This window comes from Prevotella multiformis DSM 16608 (genome assembly GCF_000191065.1).
In the GTDB taxonomy this organism is placed as follows: domain Bacteria; phylum Bacteroidota; class Bacteroidia; order Bacteroidales; family Bacteroidaceae; genus Prevotella; species Prevotella multiformis.
In genome coordinates this window covers 527,332-543,296 of record NZ_GL872282.1, presented here as the reverse complement: position 1 = coordinate 543,296, position 15,965 = coordinate 527,332, and the positions used below count along the sequence as shown (strand labels likewise).

Below are 15,965 nucleotides of genomic sequence, written 5' to 3'. Positions count from 1 at the left end.
CCCGACCGTTGGGAACATGGCTCCCGGCCGTCGGGGACGTGCGTCTGCAGGGAGTCCTGACGGCGGTGAATTGTCAAATACTTTCCCATAGCGTCCTGTCGCCCTCCGGTCACGTTCCGCCAGACTTCCGGATGCTGTCGTACAGGCATGGGCAGTCTTCCCGTGCGGGGGCTGTGACGGTGGATACCCGAGGATGCGGAGGCCTGCCGTTGCCGTCTCGGAGCGGTTTTTGCAGGAGCGTACGTGGATGGTGCAGGTGGGAAAAAGAGGAGGGTATCTTCCTTTGTTGCGTGTTCTTGCCTGTCTCCGGCCGTGTCTTGCGGCAGGAGGGCGGCGGACAGGAATACGGCCGGCGGACAGTCTGCCGGACGGGAAGAGACGTGCCGGGGAGGTCTGACATGAAGCTTTGCCGTTCTTTGTTGTATAAAAAGAAGTTAATTGTGCGGCTTCTGTATATAATTTAACACAGGTAAATGTAAAAAAAACTCACATAATTTGAGAATACATTTTATTTTACAGAAACTTTTATTACCTTTGTTTGCAGATTTGTATTAGATATAAGCAAACAAGGGCGAGAAATGAGGAAACAGATTTATACTTCCAGGAATTTATGGAACCAGGTCATTATCTGGCTCCCGCTCTTCCTCATTCCTATGATGTACGCCCTTCATGGGATCAGCCCGTTGAGGAACAGCTTTTCACAGTATCTTGTTCCGTTGTCCATGGTGATTGTGGCCTATCTCAATTATTTCGTGCTTTCGCCGATGTTGCTGAAAGGAAACAAGAAAGAGTTCTGGACGCTCAACGCTCTCCTTATCTTGTTGCTGTCTATTGCGCAGCATGAGTGGCTTTACCACATAGGGAACGAACGGTTGATTGTGGCTTTTCCTTACCAGATGCTGCCCACGGAGAAGGATTTGAATCCCCACGTTTTCTTCATTATCCGCAACTTCTTCAACCTCAGTATCTGTGCAGGGGCGGCTACGTCTGTCCTGATGGCACAGCGGCTGTCGAAGGCGGAAGCGGAGAAGCGGGAGGCGGAGACGGCCATGACGAAGGCGGAGCTGGTCAACCTGCGGCAGCAGGTGAATCCGCATTTCCTTCTCAACACGATGAACAATATCTATGCGCTGACGGCATTCGACACGGAGAAGGCGCAGAAGGCCATTATCGACCTTTCGAAGATGCTCCGCCATATCCTCTACGATTACCAGCAGCCTTACGTGAACCTGAAAGAGGAAGTGGAGTTCCTGCATAATTACGTGGACCTGATGATGATCCGCATACCCGAAAATGTCGAGATCGCCCGTGATTGCCATATCCCGGACTCCTGTCAGGTGCTTGTCGCTCCGATGATCTTCATCTCGCTTCTGGAAAACGCCTTCAAGCACGGGATATGTCCGGGACGCAAGAACTTCATCCATATCCATTTGGATGCGGACAGCAGCTGCATTGTCTTCTCTATCCAGAACAGCAACTACCCCCGGGGGGAGGCTGAAAGAAACGGACACGGAATCGGGCTCAAGCAGGTGGAGCGCAGGCTCGAACTTGCTTATCCGGGCAAGTACAAATGGGAGAAAGGATTTGACAGTAAACGAAATATCTATTCATCCAAAATAATTATTTATGACACTAAACTGCATAATCATTGACGACGAACCCCTTGCGGCCGACCTGCTCGCAAGCTATGCCAAGAAGACGCTCTTTCTGAACCTGATAGGTGTCTTCAACAGTGCGGTAGAGGGGATTAAAGTCATCCGTGAAAACAGGGTCGATCTCATATTTTTAGATATTCAGATGCCTGAACTCAGCGGGCTTGAATTTGCCAGGATTCTTCCTAAGGAGACGAAGATCATCTTCACGACGGCATTCAGCCAGTATGCCGTCGACGGGTACAAGGCCAATGCGATCGACTATCTCATGAAGCCTGTCAGCTATGATGATTTTCTGGCGGGTGCCAACCGGGCACTGGAATGGTTCAGAAGCATACGGCAGTCGGAGAACGCCTCGGACGACCGTTTCATCTTTGTCAAGAGCGAATACAAACTGGTGAAGATCATGTTCGACGACATCCTCTATATCGAGGGGCTGAAAGATTATGTCAAGATTTATCTTACCGACGGCCGTGAACCGGTCATGAGCCTGATGAACATGAAGAAGATCGAGGAGTCGCTGCCCCGGCCGGAGTTCATGCGCATTCACCGCTCCTATATCGTCCACATGAAGAAAATAGAAGGGATCGACCGTTTCCGCGTGGTCATCGGCGATGCCGTCCTGCCGATCTCCGACAGTTACAAGACGACCATTCAGGACTATCTGGACGGGCATACGCTGTAAGAGACAATCCATACCAGCCATAACACATGAAGGACACCTGCCCGCCGGACAGCCTCTCGTTGAGAACGCTGTGCGGAAGCAGGTGTCCTTTCATTTTTTCTCCATGTCCTGTCGTGGAGTCCGTCCGGGCTATTTCGACAGGCTGTTCAGGCGGGCGATGTATTTCCCCAGGATGTCGAATTCGAGATTCACGACCGTTCCGACGGTTATGTCGGCAAAGTTCGTATGCGCTCTGGTATAGGGGATGATCGCGACCTTGAAACGGTTGTCGGTCGGTTCGCAGACGGTGAGCGAGACACCGTTGACGGTCACGGAACCTTTGTCGACGGTGAAATAGCCGCGTTGTGCCATCTCTCGGCTGTAAGGGTATTCAAAGGTGAAATAAGTGCTTCCGTCCGCATCTTCCACATGGACGCATCGGGCGGTCCTGTCGACATGCCCCTGTACGATGTGCCCGTCCAGCCGTCCGTTCATGAGCATGGAACGCTCGATATTGACACGGTCGCCGACCTTGAGCAGTCCCAGATTGGAACGTTCGAGGGTCTCTTTCATGGCCGTCACCGTATAGCTGCCGTCCTTGATGCGTACGACGGTAAGGCAGACGCCGTTGTGGGCAATGCTCTGGTCGATCTTCAGCGCATCTGCGAATGAGCAGCGGAAGGTGAAGTGGATGTTTTCCTTTTCGTGCTCGATTCCGGTGAGTGTCGCCATTTCTTCTACGATTCCTGAGAACATGGTTGTAGGTTTCCTTTCTTTTTTGTCCTCCCCGGCCTCCGTCCTGTCTGGGTTGGGGGGCGTCGGTCTTTCTTCCCGCCGGCACAGGCAGATGCTGTAAGAGGAGGGCATGTTGTTATTGTTTTTATTTATGAAGCCTGTCGCAGAGTTTCCCGGCCGGTGTCTGTCATCACATTGCGGCCTGCCGGAACTCCTGTCTGGGGCTGTCTTTTCTTCTGATGTGACCTGCCCGGATTCCCGTCTGGGTCTTCCGGTTCTTTTCTGATGTGACCTGCAGGTGCTTTCAATTGGATCTGCCAATCCTTCCGATAGCCTGTACCGCCTGTGGTCTGCCGGGCAAAAAAAGGTGGAGTTCCTTTGGGGAACCCCACCTCAATCCCACTTTCTTTCCGGAAGGGGAAATAGAAAAGTCGTACCGACGATGTGATGAAAAGTCCGAGTATCAATGATAGGAGAGCTCTTCGTCTTTGTAATCCACTGGCCTTGCGGCTTAGTCGCAGGAATGCGGTTTATGTGGCCCGCCATTGACAGAAGAAGTCATCTCGGGTTTTCTGATTTATTTGATGACTATCCCGATCGAATCGATACGACTGGATCCGTATCCTTTCTATGTGCAAAGTTAGTATAAAGATTTTTATCCTCCAAACATTTCATGTTTAAATGTTCTGTTTTCGGAGGATCGTCTTCGTGTTTCTGCTCCGGAAAGGAACGGTTTCGTCATGTTTACGGTCCGTCCTTGACTGTCTTTTCTTGCCGGGAAGCGGCCTGACGCTGTTTCTGTTGCAGGGGCGGGCGTTCTTCCTTTTCAGATGAGGGCATCCTGCAGGATTTCGCCCAGTGTCGGATGGATGTGGATGATGTCGCGTATCTCTTCCAGCGTCGCATTGCGGTTCATCAGTGCCGCCAGTTCCTGGATGAGGTCGGCGGCGTGTGCCCCGTAGGCATGGCCGCCCAGGATCTCGCCGCCTTCGCCGACGAGGACTTTTACCATTCCCTCAGTCTCTCCCATGCTCAGTGCTTTGCCGTTCGACCGGTAGAAGCCTTTCCGGGTGGTGTACTTGATTTCCTGGGCTTTGCACTGGTCTTCCGTCTTTCCTACGCAGGCAGCTTCCGGATAGGTGAAGATGGCGGCCGGCATGATGTCAAGGCGGATGAAGTCCTTTTTTCCGAGGATGTGGTTGACGGCGCGGAAGCCTTGGAACGTGGCGGCGTGCGCCAGCATCTGCCGTGCGTTGACATCGCCGATGGCGTAGACGCCTTTCACATTTGTCTCCATGTTGTCGTCGACAGCGATTCCCTTGGGGCTGAACCCGATGCCAGCCGTCTCCAGACCGGTCTGCTCCACATTGGGCTGCCGTCCGGTGGCGATGAGTACAAGGTCGGTCTCTACCGTCTGCTCCTTGCCTTTCCTGTCGAAGACGACGGTCGCCGCAGGCTGTTCCTTGCCGGCAGGCGGAACGATCTGCTTGACGGCACTCTGCATGAAGAAGGTGACCCCGCGCTTCTCCAGCGTCTTCCTCAGCCGCTTGGCGATGTCACTGTCAACAGGCGGCAGGCATTCTTTCATGAACTCGATCACGGTCACCTCGCTCCCGAAGGCGGCGAATGCGGAGGCGAACTCCATTCCGATGACCCCTGCCCCAATGATGGTAAGACGCTGTGGCACTTCCTTGATGGACAGCAGGCCGGTGGAAGTGACGATATGCCGTGCATCTGCCGGCTGCTCTTGGATTTCCGCTTCCTTTAGGAATGGCGGCATCTTGGAACGTGATCCGGTGGCGATGATGATGTTCGTCGCCTCGATCTGTTCGCCGTTTACTTCGACCACATGGGCAGAGACGAAGTGCGCCTCGCCTTTCAGGAAGGTGATGCCGGGCTGGCTGAGCAATGCCCTTACGCCCTCCCGGAGCTGGCCGACGACTGCTTCCTTCCGCTCCATGACCTTTGTGAAGTCGAGTGGGAGAGCTGTCGCATAGAGCGTGGAGGCGGCAAGCCGCATCTCTGCATCATGAGCGAGACACTTGGTGGGGATGCAGCCTGCATTGAGGCAGGTTCCGCCGGGCTGGCCTTTTTCGACGATGGTTACCTGCAGGCCGTTCTGCACGGCATAGGAGGCGGTCCGGTAACCGCCGGGTCCCGAACCGATTATCAATAGATCTGTTTTCTCCATGTTATACCTCTTCTGATAGCGTGATGGTATTCATTGTGTAGGATTCCTGTCGTCCCGTCCTTATTCTTCCGACTCCATGTCATGGATGAGCTGGCGGTAAGTGAGGATAGGGTGTTTGGCAGCCAGGACATCGTCTACCCGTCCGATAGGCGTGCTGTGAGGAGCCTCCTTGACAAGTTCCGGTGTCTCGCGGGCTTCCTTGGCGATGACGTGCATCGTCTTGATGAAGCCGTCGATGGTATCCTTGCTTTCGCTCTCGGTCGGCTCGATCATCATAGCCTCGTGGAAAAGCAGCGGGAAGTAGATGGTCGGAGCATGGTAGCCGTAGTCGAGCAGACGCTTGGCTACGTCCATGGTCGTCACGCCGGTGCTCTTGTCCTTCAGTCCGTCGAACACAAACTCATGCTTGCAGAGCGTGTCGATGGGAAGTTCGTAGTCGTCTTTCAGGCACTCCTTGATATAGTTGGCATTCAGCGTGGCGAGCGGCCCGACTTCCTTGATATGGTTTCTGCCAAGGGAGAGGATATAGGTGTATGCACGCAGGATGATGAGGAAGTTGCCCAGATAGCCGCCTATCCGGTTGTCTGCCGTAGAATATTCTTCGGTCAGTCTGCAGTCCTCGATGGCAAAGCCCTCCTTTGTCTTGATGACATGAGGTTTGGGCAGGAAGGGGATCAGTTTCTCGCAGACCCCGACAGGCCCTGACCCCGGGCCGCCGCCGCCATGCGGTGTAGAGAAGGTCTTGTGGAGGTTGAGGTGGATGACGTCAAATCCCATGTCGCCAGGGCGTGCGGCTCCCAGCAGCGGGTTGAGGTTCGCCCCGTCATAATACAGCAGACCGCCGCAGTCGTGCACGAGCTTTGCTATTTCCGGGATGTCCTTCTCGAAGAGTCCCAGGGTATTGGGATTGGTCATCATCATTCCGGCGATGTCGTCCCCTAAGAGCGGTCTGAGGTCGTTGACATCTACCAGTCCTTCCGGTGTGCTCTTCACCTCTACGACTTCCAGTCCGCATACTGCTGCGGAAGCCGGGTTGGTGCCATGGGCAGAGTCGGGTACGATGACTTTTGTACGCTTCGTGTCCCCCCGCTGCTGGTGGTAGGACGTGATGATCATCAGCCCTGTCAGCTCGCCGTGTGCGCCGGCGTAAGGATTGAGTGTGACATCCGCCATGCCGGTGATGGAGGCCAGTGCGCGCTGGATGTTGTATTCCACCTCCAACGCTCCCTGCACCGTTTCGACGGGCTGCTGTGGATGAAGGTCGGTAAAGGCCTTCAACGATGAGATTTCCTCGTTGATGACAGGATTGTACTTCATCGTACAGGAACCGAGAGGGTAGAATCCGTTGTCAACGCCGAAGTTGTTTTCACTGTGGTTGGTATAGTGCCGTACGACCGTCATCTCGTCACATTCGGGCAGTTCGGCATCTTTGGCCCTTCTGCAGGCGTCGGGCAAGGGATGATGCCCGAATCGGTTTTCCGGAAGGCTGTAGGCACGTCTGCCTGGATGCGACAATTCGAATATCAGATTGCCATATAGTTTGTTGTTCATTGTTGCTTAGGTTTAGGATGGTTGACTATAATAATCCGACAAGCGTGTCGATCTCTTCTTTCGTCCGTTTCTCTGTCACGGCGATGAGCAGTCTGTCGTCATCGACCTTGATGCCCGGTAGGATTCCGTTCCTGACCGCTTTGTCAAAGAAGGCGTCGCGCTCCTTCATCTGTACGAGGAACTCATTGAAGAACGGCTTGTCGTAGACGAGCTTTGCCTTTTCTGTGGCGGTGAGCTGTTCACAGAGGTAATGTGCAGCGTCGTAGCTGGTCTGGGCGACCTCTTTCATGCCTTCTTTCCCCATGATGCTCATGTAGATGGTTGCATAAAGTGCCATCAGGCTCTGGTTGGAACAGATGTTGGAGGTGGCTTTCTGGCGGCGGATATGCTGCTCGCGTGCCTGCAGTGTAAGTACGAATACGCGCTGGCCACGGCTGTCGCAGGTCTTTCCGACGATGCGTCCGGGGAGCTTGCGCATGAGTTTCTCCGTCGAGCACATATAGCCGGCATAAGGGCCGCCGAAGGCCATCGGCAGTCCGAGGCTCTGGATGTCGCCTACGGCCAGGTCTGCTCCCCATTCCCCAGGTGTCTTCAGGAGGGCCAGGTCGGAAGCCACACTGTTGACGATGAACAGCGCTTTCTTGTCATGACACGTATCGGCGAAGCCGGTGAAGTCTTCGATGATACCGTAGCGGTTCGGCTGCTGTACGATGACGCCGGCTACTCCTCCGGCCTCAACCTGTTTCTTCAGTTCTTCGTGGGAAGTCACCCCCTCTTCGGCCTTGACCGGTCTGAGCGTCACTCCGTGGAAATGAGCATACGTCTTGAGAACACCGATGATGTTCTCGGACAAGGTCTCGGAATACAGTACGGTATCGGCTTTCTTGGAATTGTGGAATGCTGCCATCATGGCTTCTGCCGTGGCTGTCGTCCCTTCATACATGGAGGCATTGGCAATGTCCATGCCTGTGAGTTCTGCGATCATGCTCTGGAACTCGAAGATGTAATGAAGTGTTCCCTGTGAGATTTCAGCCTGGTAGGGAGTGTAGGAGGTGAGGAACTCTGACCGGCTCAGGAGGTTTGGGATGACGCTCGGCGCATAGTGGTCGTACACGCCGCCGCCTGCAAAGCAGGTCAAGAGACTGTTCTTTTGTCCGAGTTTCTCGAAGAAAGCGCGTATTTCCAACTCGCTCATTGCTTCCGGGAGGTCGTAGTCTCCCTTGAAACGGATGCTTTCTGGAACTTCTGCATAGAGACCGTTGAGGTCTTTGATGCCGATCCGGTCGAGCATCTGTTGGATATCCTCATTGGTGTGAGGTAAAAACTTGTGGTTCATTGTTCTTAGGGATTGGTTAGGTTGGTTGTGGGTAGGCGGGGATGGGCGGGGATGAGTGGTGATAGGAGAGGGTAGGCGGTGATAGGTAGTGATAGGAGAGGGCAGGCGGTGATAAGCAGTGATAGGCGGTGATGCGTGAAGGCAGGCTTGCCCCCTTCATGCGTCACCGTCTACCCCGTCCCATGGTTTCTCGTGAGGAGACTATTTTGCGCAGAACTCCTCGTAGGCCTTGGCATCCATGAGGTCTTTCAGCTCGGAAGTATCAGAAAGCTCGACCTTGATGATCCAGTTGCCGAAAGCGTCCTTGTTGAGTAAGCCCGGCTCATCTTCCAGTGCCTCATTGACTTCGATGACTTTTCCTGAAACGGGAGACTTGAGGTCGGAAGCAGCCTTGACGCTCTCGATAGCGCCGAAGTCTTCGTTGACTTCTACCTCGTCATCTACCTCGGGCATATCCACGTAGACGATGTTGCCCAGAGCATGCTGGGCATAGTCGGTGATTCCGATGTAGCCGGTGTTTCCAGCGACTTTCACAAATTCGTGTGACTCAGAGTAGTAGAGTCCTTCAATAACTTTTGCCATAATATGTTTTCTTTTAAGATGGGTTTTATTTTTTGCAGGCGGTGATAGGCGGTGATAAGCGGTGATGGGGAATGGTACGCGGCTATCGGGGCTATGTCTCACCTCACTTCATTTCACTTCTTGTAGTGCTTCTCGTAGAATTTCTTTTTGACGATAGTGCCGGGGAAAGTCTTCTTGCGGATCTGCACTTCGACACTGTCCCCCATCTTGATGGCGGCATCTACCAGAGCGACAGCACAGCTCTTTTCGGTCGAGATGAGGCGGTAGCCTGTGGTGACTTCCCCTACTTCCTTGCCGTCCTTGAGTACCTTGTAGCCATGGCGTGGGATGGCATTGCCTTCCAGCTCGATGCCGCGCAGACGCCGGGTGACACCCTCCGTCTTCTGACGCAGGAGCGCCTCCTTGCCGATGAATTCCTCTTTGTCGAACTTCACGAACATTGAAAGGCCTGCCATGACCGGTGAGATCTTGTCGGAAAGTTCGTCGCCGTAGAGCGGCAGTCCGACCTCAAAACGCAGCGTGTCACGACAGCCCAGTCCGCACGGCTTCACGCCGGCATCCATGAGCTTGTCCCATGCCTTGACGATGTATCCCGGTGTTCCATAGACCTCAAATCCGTCCTCACCGGTATATCCGGTGCGGGAGACAATGACTTTTTCACCGTCTTTCTCCTGTTGTTTTACTTCGTAGAATTTCAGGTCCTTGCAGGCAAGACCGAGCACTTTCTCCATCTTCTCTTCGGCTTCCGGCCCCTGTATCGCCAGCTGGCCATAGGCATCGCTCTTGTTTTCGATGACAACATTGAAACCCTTTCCATTCTGCTCGATCCATGCCATGTCCTTGTCGATATTGGCGGCATTGATGGTCATGAGAAAGAGCTGTTCGTCGAGTTTGCAGATGCAGGTATCGTCCACCACGCCTCCGTCGGGATAGCAGAGCATTCCATAGAGCACCTTCCCGGCCGGCAGTCCTGTCACGTCGTTCGTGAAGATGTGGTTGATGTATTTGTCCGCTTCCGGCCCCGAAACCATCACCTCTCCCATATGGGAGACGTCGAAGACACCGCAGTGCTCCCGCACCGCATTGTGCTCGTCGATAATCCCGGTGTACTGAATAGGCATGTCAAAACCGGCGAATGGGGTCATCTGTGCGCCCAATGCAACGTGTTTGTCGTACAGGCAAGTTCTTTTGTTTGTCATATTTGTTTAGGCTTTAAATTTTGTTCTTCTCCTGGCAGTAACGGTTATGTTTAAACTGGCTTAGGTTTATGTTTGCGTGCAAATATAGATAAAAGAAATGAAGACACAAAAGAAAATCAGATAAAATGATGTTAATAAAATAAAAGCGGAGGACGCTTTGGTTATATATCCCTGAATTTAAGCCTTTTTCGTTATCGATTCGTATGTTACGGGGCTGTAATATAATAAGATGTAAGGATTTTGCGGGGTGTAACGGGCGTAAGGTCAGGCCTGTGTCGGCTTAGGTGGCAAAATGTCATCCGAAATGGAGAATACTGTACTTGGAGTCCGGACAGGCATCGTTTGAAGTCCGGCCGGGAGTCATTTGAAGGGCAGGGGAATGCCGCCTGAAACGCAGGCAGATGCTGTCCGGCGGACAGGTGCCGTTTGTCTTTTTCCGTTAAATGCCCAGGCGGTATGAGAGCTCTGCAGAGTCCTGCCGGCTCAGAAGAACCGGTAATGCTTGTCGGATCGCGCGAAGCCTCGGCACGGCGGGTGTTCACCGGCAACACGGCTGGTGTCCACTGCCGGCACGGCCGGGGGCGGGAGAATCCTTCGCCCCCCCTCTCGCCTATTTCTTCGGCATCAGTCCCTCGATATATTTACAGAGGATATTGATGCCTTTCACGTTCTCGCCTCCCTGCGGGATAATCAGGTTGGCATACCGCTTTGTCGGTTCAATGAACTGTTCGTGCATGGGCTTCAGCACTTCCAGATAGCGTTCTACCACCATCGAGACGGTACGTCCGCGGTCTATCGTATCACGCTGGATGTTGCGGATGAGGCGTTCGTCAGGATCGCAGTCGACGAAGATCTTGAGGTCCATCATGTCGCGCAGGCGTTTGTTGCTGAGTGCCATGATTCCCTCGACGATGATGACGGGTTTCGGCTCTACATGGATGGTCTCCGGCAGTCGGTTGCAGAGGATGTAGCTGTACGTGGGCTGCTCGATGGCCTTCCCCTCACGCAGTTCGTTGACCTGCTTGATCAGCAGTTTCCAGTCGAAGGCGTCGGGATGGTCGAAGTTGATGGCCTTTCGCTCCTCGTCAGTAAGCCCCGTGGTGTCATTGTAATAAGAGTCCAGCGGGACGACGGCCACATAATGGGGCGGAAGGCTTTTGACGATTTTCTTCACAACGGTGGTCTTCCCCGAACCGGTTCCGCCGGCTATTCCGATGATGGTTGTCTTGTCTTTCATTTTCTCTGTTTTTTGTTCTTCTGTCGTCAGTCGGCTTACTTCAGGATTCCCACTTCTGCCAGCATCTGCCTGTAGTATTCCGCCTTCTTCTCCACCTTCATGGGGTAGGCGCGGCTGCTGCTCGGCTCACGGTACAGGCGGATGACGCGCTGTCCGAAGCGGAACTCCTTGTGGTCTCCCATCTTCATCTTGCGTGCATCAATCCCGTAATGATCCGTAAAAACCTTTGTCGCCAGCTGTCCGGCAGCCAGTACCGCCTTGCACTCTGGGAGGGCCTGGAGCATGCCGTCGAGGTCGGCCGGCTCTATGATCTCCAGGTCTTTGTCGGAGGCGGTGCCGGTGGTGCGTCGGATGCGCAGTGCCGTGTCGAAGATGGCAATGCCTTTCTCCTTCAGGAACGGCTTGAGCAGGTCCAGCCGGTAGGTCTTGTTCTCTTCGTCCACGAAATGCTGTTTGTCATCGAAGAACACATGGCCGAAGATGCGCCACATGTCGTTCGTGTAATTGGGGTAGTACCATTCCATGCACCACCGCTTCGGTGCAGGCGGGAAAGTCCCTAACAGCAGGAGGCGGGCATTGGCGGGCAGCCATGGTTCGAAGGGATGGGTTTCTGTTTCCATTGTTTCTTTTGAGAATAGGATTAGAGGAGTGATGGGGAGTCAAAGGGGGCAGCCCTGATGTATCTGTCGGGTGCGGAGAGATACGGGGGGCAGTTGCCGCAGCGGCTGTCCGGCCCCTGTTTCCGTTACACCGTCCGTCCGGTTTCTTCTCTCTAAAGGAGGACGGGGATTCCCGGCCGCCGGCCGGGAATCCTCACGGTCCTGCAAAGCCTCCCGGGCGGCGTGCGTCATAAGCGGGCTTGCGGACGGCGGCCGGGATTCCCACTGTTGGGCAGGGGCTCTTTACTGCTCCTTGACAAAATAAGTGACAACCGGCAGGTGGTCGGAGTAGCCGTCCAGCCATACGCCGCCGGCCGTGGTACGTTTGGTGTTCCCCTTGTATTTGCCTGTCTCCTGGAAGAGATAGTCGCGGCGGAAGATCTGGTTCTTCCAGAATTTCAGTTCCCTGAAGTCCTTCTTGCCTTCCTTGTCGAGCAGGTTAGGCGTCATGATGATCTGGTCGAAGAGGTTCCACTTGCCCTGATACTGCAAGGTGCCTGTCCCCTCTTTCACAAGGACGTTGTACCAGGGGTTGTACATGTCGCCCGGTCCTACCTCGCTGATTTCAGCCTTTGCCGACAGGCAGTCGTGTATGCTCTTGTCCGTCGGGTCGTCGTTCATGTCGCCCATCACGATCACCTTCACGTCCTTGTCGTCGCGGAAGAGGGAGTCTTTCAGCGCCTTGACCTGTCTGCCGCCCAGCTCCCGGTAGTAGGAATCGGCGCCGCGGCTCGGCAGGTGGCATACGACGACCGTCACGTGTTCGCCGGCCATCGTGCCGCTGACCGTAAGGAATCCGCGGGTGGCACGGGTGCTGTCCTTCGGCAGGTCGTACACGTAGGGCACCAGTTTCGTGTTACGGATCGTGAAGAACTTCGGATTGAATAGCAGGGCGCAGTCGATGCCGCGGTGGTCGGGTCCCTCGATGTGTACGAAGTGATAGCCGCGGGCCGCCAGTTCGGGCTGGGCGACGAGGTCGCGCATGACATGGTCGTTTTCCACCTCCGCCAGGCCGATGAGCGCACATCCCACCTTCGGCAGGACGTCCGTCCCCATCTCGGACAGTACGGTCGCCATGTTGTGCAGCTTGTGTGTGTACTTCATCTCATTCCAATGGTAACTTCCGTCCGGTGTGAAATCATAGTCGTTCTTCCCCTCGTCGTGTGTGCAGTCGAACAGATTTTCCTGGTTGTAGAAGCCGACGGCGTAAACGGAAAACTTCTTCTGCGCCGAGGCGGACGTACCGAGGAGGACGGTACAGAAAAGAACAAATAGTAACTTTCTCATTCTTGTTAAATGTTGTAGTTCGTAATTAGAGGTTTCAGACATGAGGGGCTGTGTCCGGTGACGTTCGCAGCGGCATCCGTGCTGCCGGTCCGCCGTCGTCTGTCCCGGTGGCAGGCGTGCCGGACGACACGTGCCGTGTTTCGTTTATCTTCTTATTGGATCTGCAAATATCGGTAATTAATCCGAGATTTAGGCATGATTCCTGAAAATTTAATCAAAAAGTCTTTCCTTTTTAAAATTTATTTTGTTACTTTGCACGCAAAGTATAACATATATTAATGTAATCTACTATGCAGAAAAAGCTGAAACTCGCCGTGCTGGCACTGTGCAGTTCGTCGCTGGTGGTCGCACAGAACACCCACGCGGGCAAGCAGGAGCAGACGGCCCATGCCATGGACGAGGAAGCGTTTACCTTTACCGAGGCGCAGTTGGGCGAGGACAACGACATGAACGACAACGTCACGATCCTCAACTCGAACAGTAACGTCTATGCTTCACAGGTGGGGTTCCTGTATTCTCCCATGCGCTTCCGTTACCGTGCGCTGAACCAGAAGTATAACGACATCTATATCAACGGCGCCCCCGTGAACGACCTGGAAAGCGGGCAGTTCCGCTATTCCATGGTGGGAGGCATCAACCAGCAGACACGCAACGTTGATTTCGCGCTTCCCTTCGAGGACAACAGCTTCTCCATGACGGGGCTGGCGGGAAGCAACAACTACGACTTCCGTGCCGGGTCGATGGCAGCCGGACACCGTGTCACCCTTTCCGCTGCCAACCGCAACTATACCCTCCGCGGCATGTACAACTACGGCAGCGGCTTCAATGCCAGAGGCTGGGCGGTGGCGGCCAGCGTGGCTTACCGCTGGGCGAACCGCGGCTACGTCGAGGGGACCTTCTACAACTCCCTGTCCTACTACTTCGGCGTGCAGAAGAAGTGGAACAACGGCCATTCCCTGTCTTTGTCCACCTGGGGAAATCCGACCGAGCGTGCCTCACAGGGTGCGAGTACGGATGAGGCCTACTGGCTCGCCAACGACTACCAGTACAATCCTTACTGGGGCTATCAGAACGGTCACAGGCGCAACAGCCGTGTGGTAAACGACTTCGCACCTTCCGCCGTCCTCACCTGGGACTGGGACATCAGCAAGAAGACGAAGCTGACGACAAGCCTCTTCGCCAAATACTCCATGTACAAGAGCACGAAGCTGAATTATAACAACAGCGACAACCCGCAGCCTGACTACTGGAAGAATCTCCCGAGCAGCTATTACGACGTGTGGGGCGAGGGCAATGCGCGCTACCGTACCGCACAGGCGTATGCCGATTGGAAGACGGCCGTAGAGTGGTGGGGCAGCAAGGAGAACCGGCAGATCCAGTGGGATCGTCTCTACTATGCCAACCGTCAGGCAGCCGCCAACGGAGAGGATGCCCTCTACTATGTACAGGCAAAGCACAATGACAACATGACGGTGTCCCTCTCGTCTACGCTCACCGGCCATGTCGGGAAGAACAGGGTGGTCAACGTCGGCTTCCTCCTCGGACAGAACCTTGCCCGGCACTATCAGACGATGGAGGACCTGCTGGGTGCCCGGAGCTTCCATAACGTGAATACCTACGCCATCGGCAGCTATGCCGCCAATGACCCGCGCATCCAGTACGACCTCAACACGGCAGGTACGCTGGGACTGGGCAAGCTCGTCTATGAAGGCGACCGGTTCGGCTATGACTACAACATCAATGTACGCCGCGGCCAGCTGTGGACCAGCTACACCGAGACCCTCGGGAAACTGCACTACATGGTGGCTGGCAGGATCGGGTACGACAACATGTACCGTGTCGGTCACATGCGGAACGGTATGTTCGCTGACAATTCCGACGGCAGGAGCCGGCATGCGGAATTCGTGTCGGGAGGACTGAAGACGAATGCCACGCTGACACTCGGCGGCGGCAACGCATTCTCCCTCGGCCTGGGCTATGAGCACCGTGCGCCGAATGCGAGCACGGCCTTCGCCTCTCCGGAGATGAACAACGACTTCGTGCTCGACCTCCGCAACGAGCGCATCTTCTCCAGCGAGCTCAGCTACCAGTATTCCGGCAGCTGGCTGCATGCCAATGTCAGCGGTTATTACAACCACATGACCCACGTGACCGAGTGGCAGAACTTCTACTTCGATGATGCCAATTCCTTCACGTATGTCAGCATGACGAACATGAGGAAGAACTACTACGGCATTGAGCTGGGTCTTGACTTCAAACTCACCAGCTTCCTCAACTTCAAGGCGCTCGGCACATGGAGCGAAGCAGAGAATGCCAACAATGCGGATGTGGTCTACCTGAACTCTACGAAGAGCACCTACAACAGGGATGTCGTCTACAACAAGGGAATGCACGAGGCAAGCACCCCGTTGAGCATTTACAGCGGCATTCTGAGCTTCCACAAGGCGGGATGGTACATCGACCTGAGCGGCAATTACTACGACCGCATCTACCTTTCCTATGCGCCGAGTCTCCGTTACGGCAGCACGCTCCGCACTATGGGCACGGCTCTCGGGGGCATGGATGCCGACGGCAACTACACGCCGTATGCACAGAGTGAGGGCAAGGGCGGCTTCATGCTCGACGCCTCTGTCGGCAAGAGCATCTACCTGCGCCATGGCAGTCTGTCCGTCAACCTGATGGTCACCAACCTGCTGAACAACCGGAAGATCGTCAGCGGAGGTTACGAGCAGAGCCGCAGCAACTATACCGTCAACAGGACGACCGGCGAGGCGACGACCCGTGCCTACGACTTCTACCGCAATCCGAAGAAGTACTATGTGAACGGCATCAACGGCATGTTGAACATTGCTTATAAATTCTAAAACTAATT

The 15,965-nt window shown here is 54.6% G+C and carries 12 protein-coding genes; 3 read left to right on the top strand and 9 right to left on the bottom strand.

The window, feature by feature from the left end; translation table 11 throughout:
* Positions 1 to 578 precede the first annotated feature (578 nt).
* Complete coding sequence (locus HMPREF9141_RS02310; protein WP_007366819.1) at positions 579 to 1,652, top strand: sensor histidine kinase; 1,074 nt, start codon at positions 579 to 581, stop codon at positions 1,650 to 1,652.
* Positions 1,627 to 2,337, top strand: coding sequence for a LytR/AlgR family response regulator transcription factor (locus tag HMPREF9141_RS02305; RefSeq protein WP_007366818.1), 711 nt, complete (start codon positions 1,627 to 1,629; stop codon positions 2,335 to 2,337). Before HMPREF9141_RS02310 ends, HMPREF9141_RS02305 begins: the two co-directional genes overlap by 26 nt.
* Before the next feature lie 129 nt (positions 2,338 to 2,466).
* On the opposite strand, the gene HMPREF9141_RS02300 is transcribed toward HMPREF9141_RS02305, so the two are convergent.
* From HMPREF9141_RS02300 to HMPREF9141_RS02255, 9 genes are all read right to left on the bottom strand, one after another.
* Complete coding sequence (locus HMPREF9141_RS02300) at positions 2,467 to 3,072, bottom strand: riboflavin synthase (RefSeq protein ID WP_040554356.1); 606 nt, start codon at positions 3,070 to 3,072, stop codon at positions 2,467 to 2,469.
* An 805-nt stretch (positions 3,073 to 3,877) separates the two neighbouring features.
* A complete protein-coding gene (gene lpdA, locus HMPREF9141_RS02290) occupies positions 3,878 to 5,242 on the bottom strand; it encodes a dihydrolipoyl dehydrogenase (protein ID WP_007366816.1) in 1,365 nt (454 codons plus the stop codon).
* A 60-nt stretch (positions 5,243 to 5,302) separates the two neighbouring features.
* Positions 5,303 to 6,793, bottom strand: coding sequence for an aminomethyl-transferring glycine dehydrogenase subunit GcvPB (gcvPB, locus tag HMPREF9141_RS02285; RefSeq protein ID WP_007366815.1), 1,491 nt, complete (start codon positions 6,791 to 6,793; stop codon positions 5,303 to 5,305).
* A 25-nt stretch (positions 6,794 to 6,818) separates the two neighbouring features.
* Entirely contained in the window at positions 6,819 to 8,129 is a 1,311-nt protein-coding gene (gene gcvPA, locus HMPREF9141_RS02280; protein ID WP_007366814.1) for an aminomethyl-transferring glycine dehydrogenase subunit GcvPA, read from the bottom strand.
* A gap of 201 nt (positions 8,130 to 8,330) precedes the next feature.
* Positions 8,331 to 8,711, bottom strand: a complete 381-nt coding sequence (gene gcvH / locus HMPREF9141_RS02275) for a glycine cleavage system protein GcvH (RefSeq protein WP_007366813.1) — start codon at positions 8,709 to 8,711, stop codon at positions 8,331 to 8,333.
* 113 nt (positions 8,712 to 8,824) lie between these two features.
* Positions 8,825 to 9,910 carry a glycine cleavage system aminomethyltransferase GcvT gene (gene gcvT / locus HMPREF9141_RS02270; RefSeq protein WP_007366812.1) on the bottom strand — a complete coding sequence of 362 codons (1,086 nt, stop codon included), beginning with the start codon at positions 9,908 to 9,910 and terminating at the stop codon, positions 8,825 to 8,827.
* Between the two features lie 610 nt (positions 9,911 to 10,520).
* Positions 10,521 to 11,147 (bottom strand): uridine kinase, encoded by a 627-nt coding sequence (gene udk, locus HMPREF9141_RS02265; RefSeq protein ID WP_007366811.1) that lies wholly within the window; start codon positions 11,145 to 11,147, stop codon positions 10,521 to 10,523.
* Between the two features lie 35 nt (positions 11,148 to 11,182).
* Positions 11,183 to 11,767 carry a uracil-DNA glycosylase family protein gene (locus HMPREF9141_RS02260; RefSeq protein WP_007366810.1) on the bottom strand — a complete coding sequence of 195 codons (585 nt, stop codon included), beginning with the start codon at positions 11,765 to 11,767 and terminating at the stop codon, positions 11,183 to 11,185.
* A gap of 282 nt (positions 11,768 to 12,049) precedes the next feature.
* Positions 12,050 to 13,093: an endonuclease/exonuclease/phosphatase family protein gene (locus HMPREF9141_RS02255; protein ID WP_007366809.1), complete on the bottom strand. Its 1,044-nt coding sequence runs from the start codon at positions 13,091 to 13,093 to the stop codon at positions 12,050 to 12,052.
* 290 nt (positions 13,094 to 13,383) lie between these two features.
* On the opposite strand from HMPREF9141_RS02255, the gene HMPREF9141_RS02250 reads away from it, so the two are divergent.
* Positions 13,384 to 15,957, top strand: coding sequence for a porin family protein (locus tag HMPREF9141_RS02250; protein WP_007366808.1), 2,574 nt, complete (start codon positions 13,384 to 13,386; stop codon positions 15,955 to 15,957).
* The last annotated feature ends 8 nt before the right edge of the window (positions 15,958 to 15,965 follow it).

Excerpts from the sequence above, each read along its gene's own strand:
- lpdA (WP_007366816.1), bottom strand. The coding sequence starts at position 5,242 with ATGGAGAAAACAGATCTATTGATAATCGGTTCGGGACCCGGCGGTTAC.
- gcvPA (WP_007366814.1), bottom strand. The coding sequence starts at position 8,129 with ATGAACCACAAGTTTTTACCTCACACCAATGAGGATATCCAACAGATG.
- gcvH (WP_007366813.1), bottom strand. The coding sequence starts at position 8,711 with ATGGCAAAAGTTATTGAAGGACTCTACTACTCTGAGTCACACGAATTT.
- HMPREF9141_RS02255 (WP_007366809.1), bottom strand. The coding sequence starts at position 13,093 with ATGAGAAAGTTACTATTTGTTCTTTTCTGTACCGTCCTCCTCGGTACG.
- udk (WP_007366811.1), bottom strand. The coding sequence starts at position 11,147 with ATGAAAGACAAGACAACCATCATCGGAATAGCCGGCGGAACCGGTTCG.
- HMPREF9141_RS02305 (WP_007366818.1), top strand. The coding sequence starts at position 1,627 with ATGACACTAAACTGCATAATCATTGACGACGAACCCCTTGCGGCCGAC.
- HMPREF9141_RS02250 (WP_007366808.1), top strand. The coding sequence starts at position 13,384 with ATGCAGAAAAAGCTGAAACTCGCCGTGCTGGCACTGTGCAGTTCGTCG.
- gcvPB (WP_007366815.1), bottom strand. The coding sequence starts at position 6,793 with ATGAACAACAAACTATATGGCAATCTGATATTCGAATTGTCGCATCCA.
- HMPREF9141_RS02300 (WP_040554356.1), bottom strand. The coding sequence starts at position 3,072 with ATGTTCTCAGGAATCGTAGAAGAAATGGCGACACTCACCGGAATCGAG.
- HMPREF9141_RS02260 (WP_007366810.1), bottom strand. The coding sequence starts at position 11,767 with ATGGAAACAGAAACCCATCCCTTCGAACCATGGCTGCCCGCCAATGCC.
- gcvT (WP_007366812.1), bottom strand. The coding sequence starts at position 9,910 with ATGACAAACAAAAGAACTTGCCTGTACGACAAACACGTTGCATTGGGC.
- HMPREF9141_RS02310 (WP_007366819.1), top strand. The coding sequence starts at position 579 with ATGAGGAAACAGATTTATACTTCCAGGAATTTATGGAACCAGGTCATT.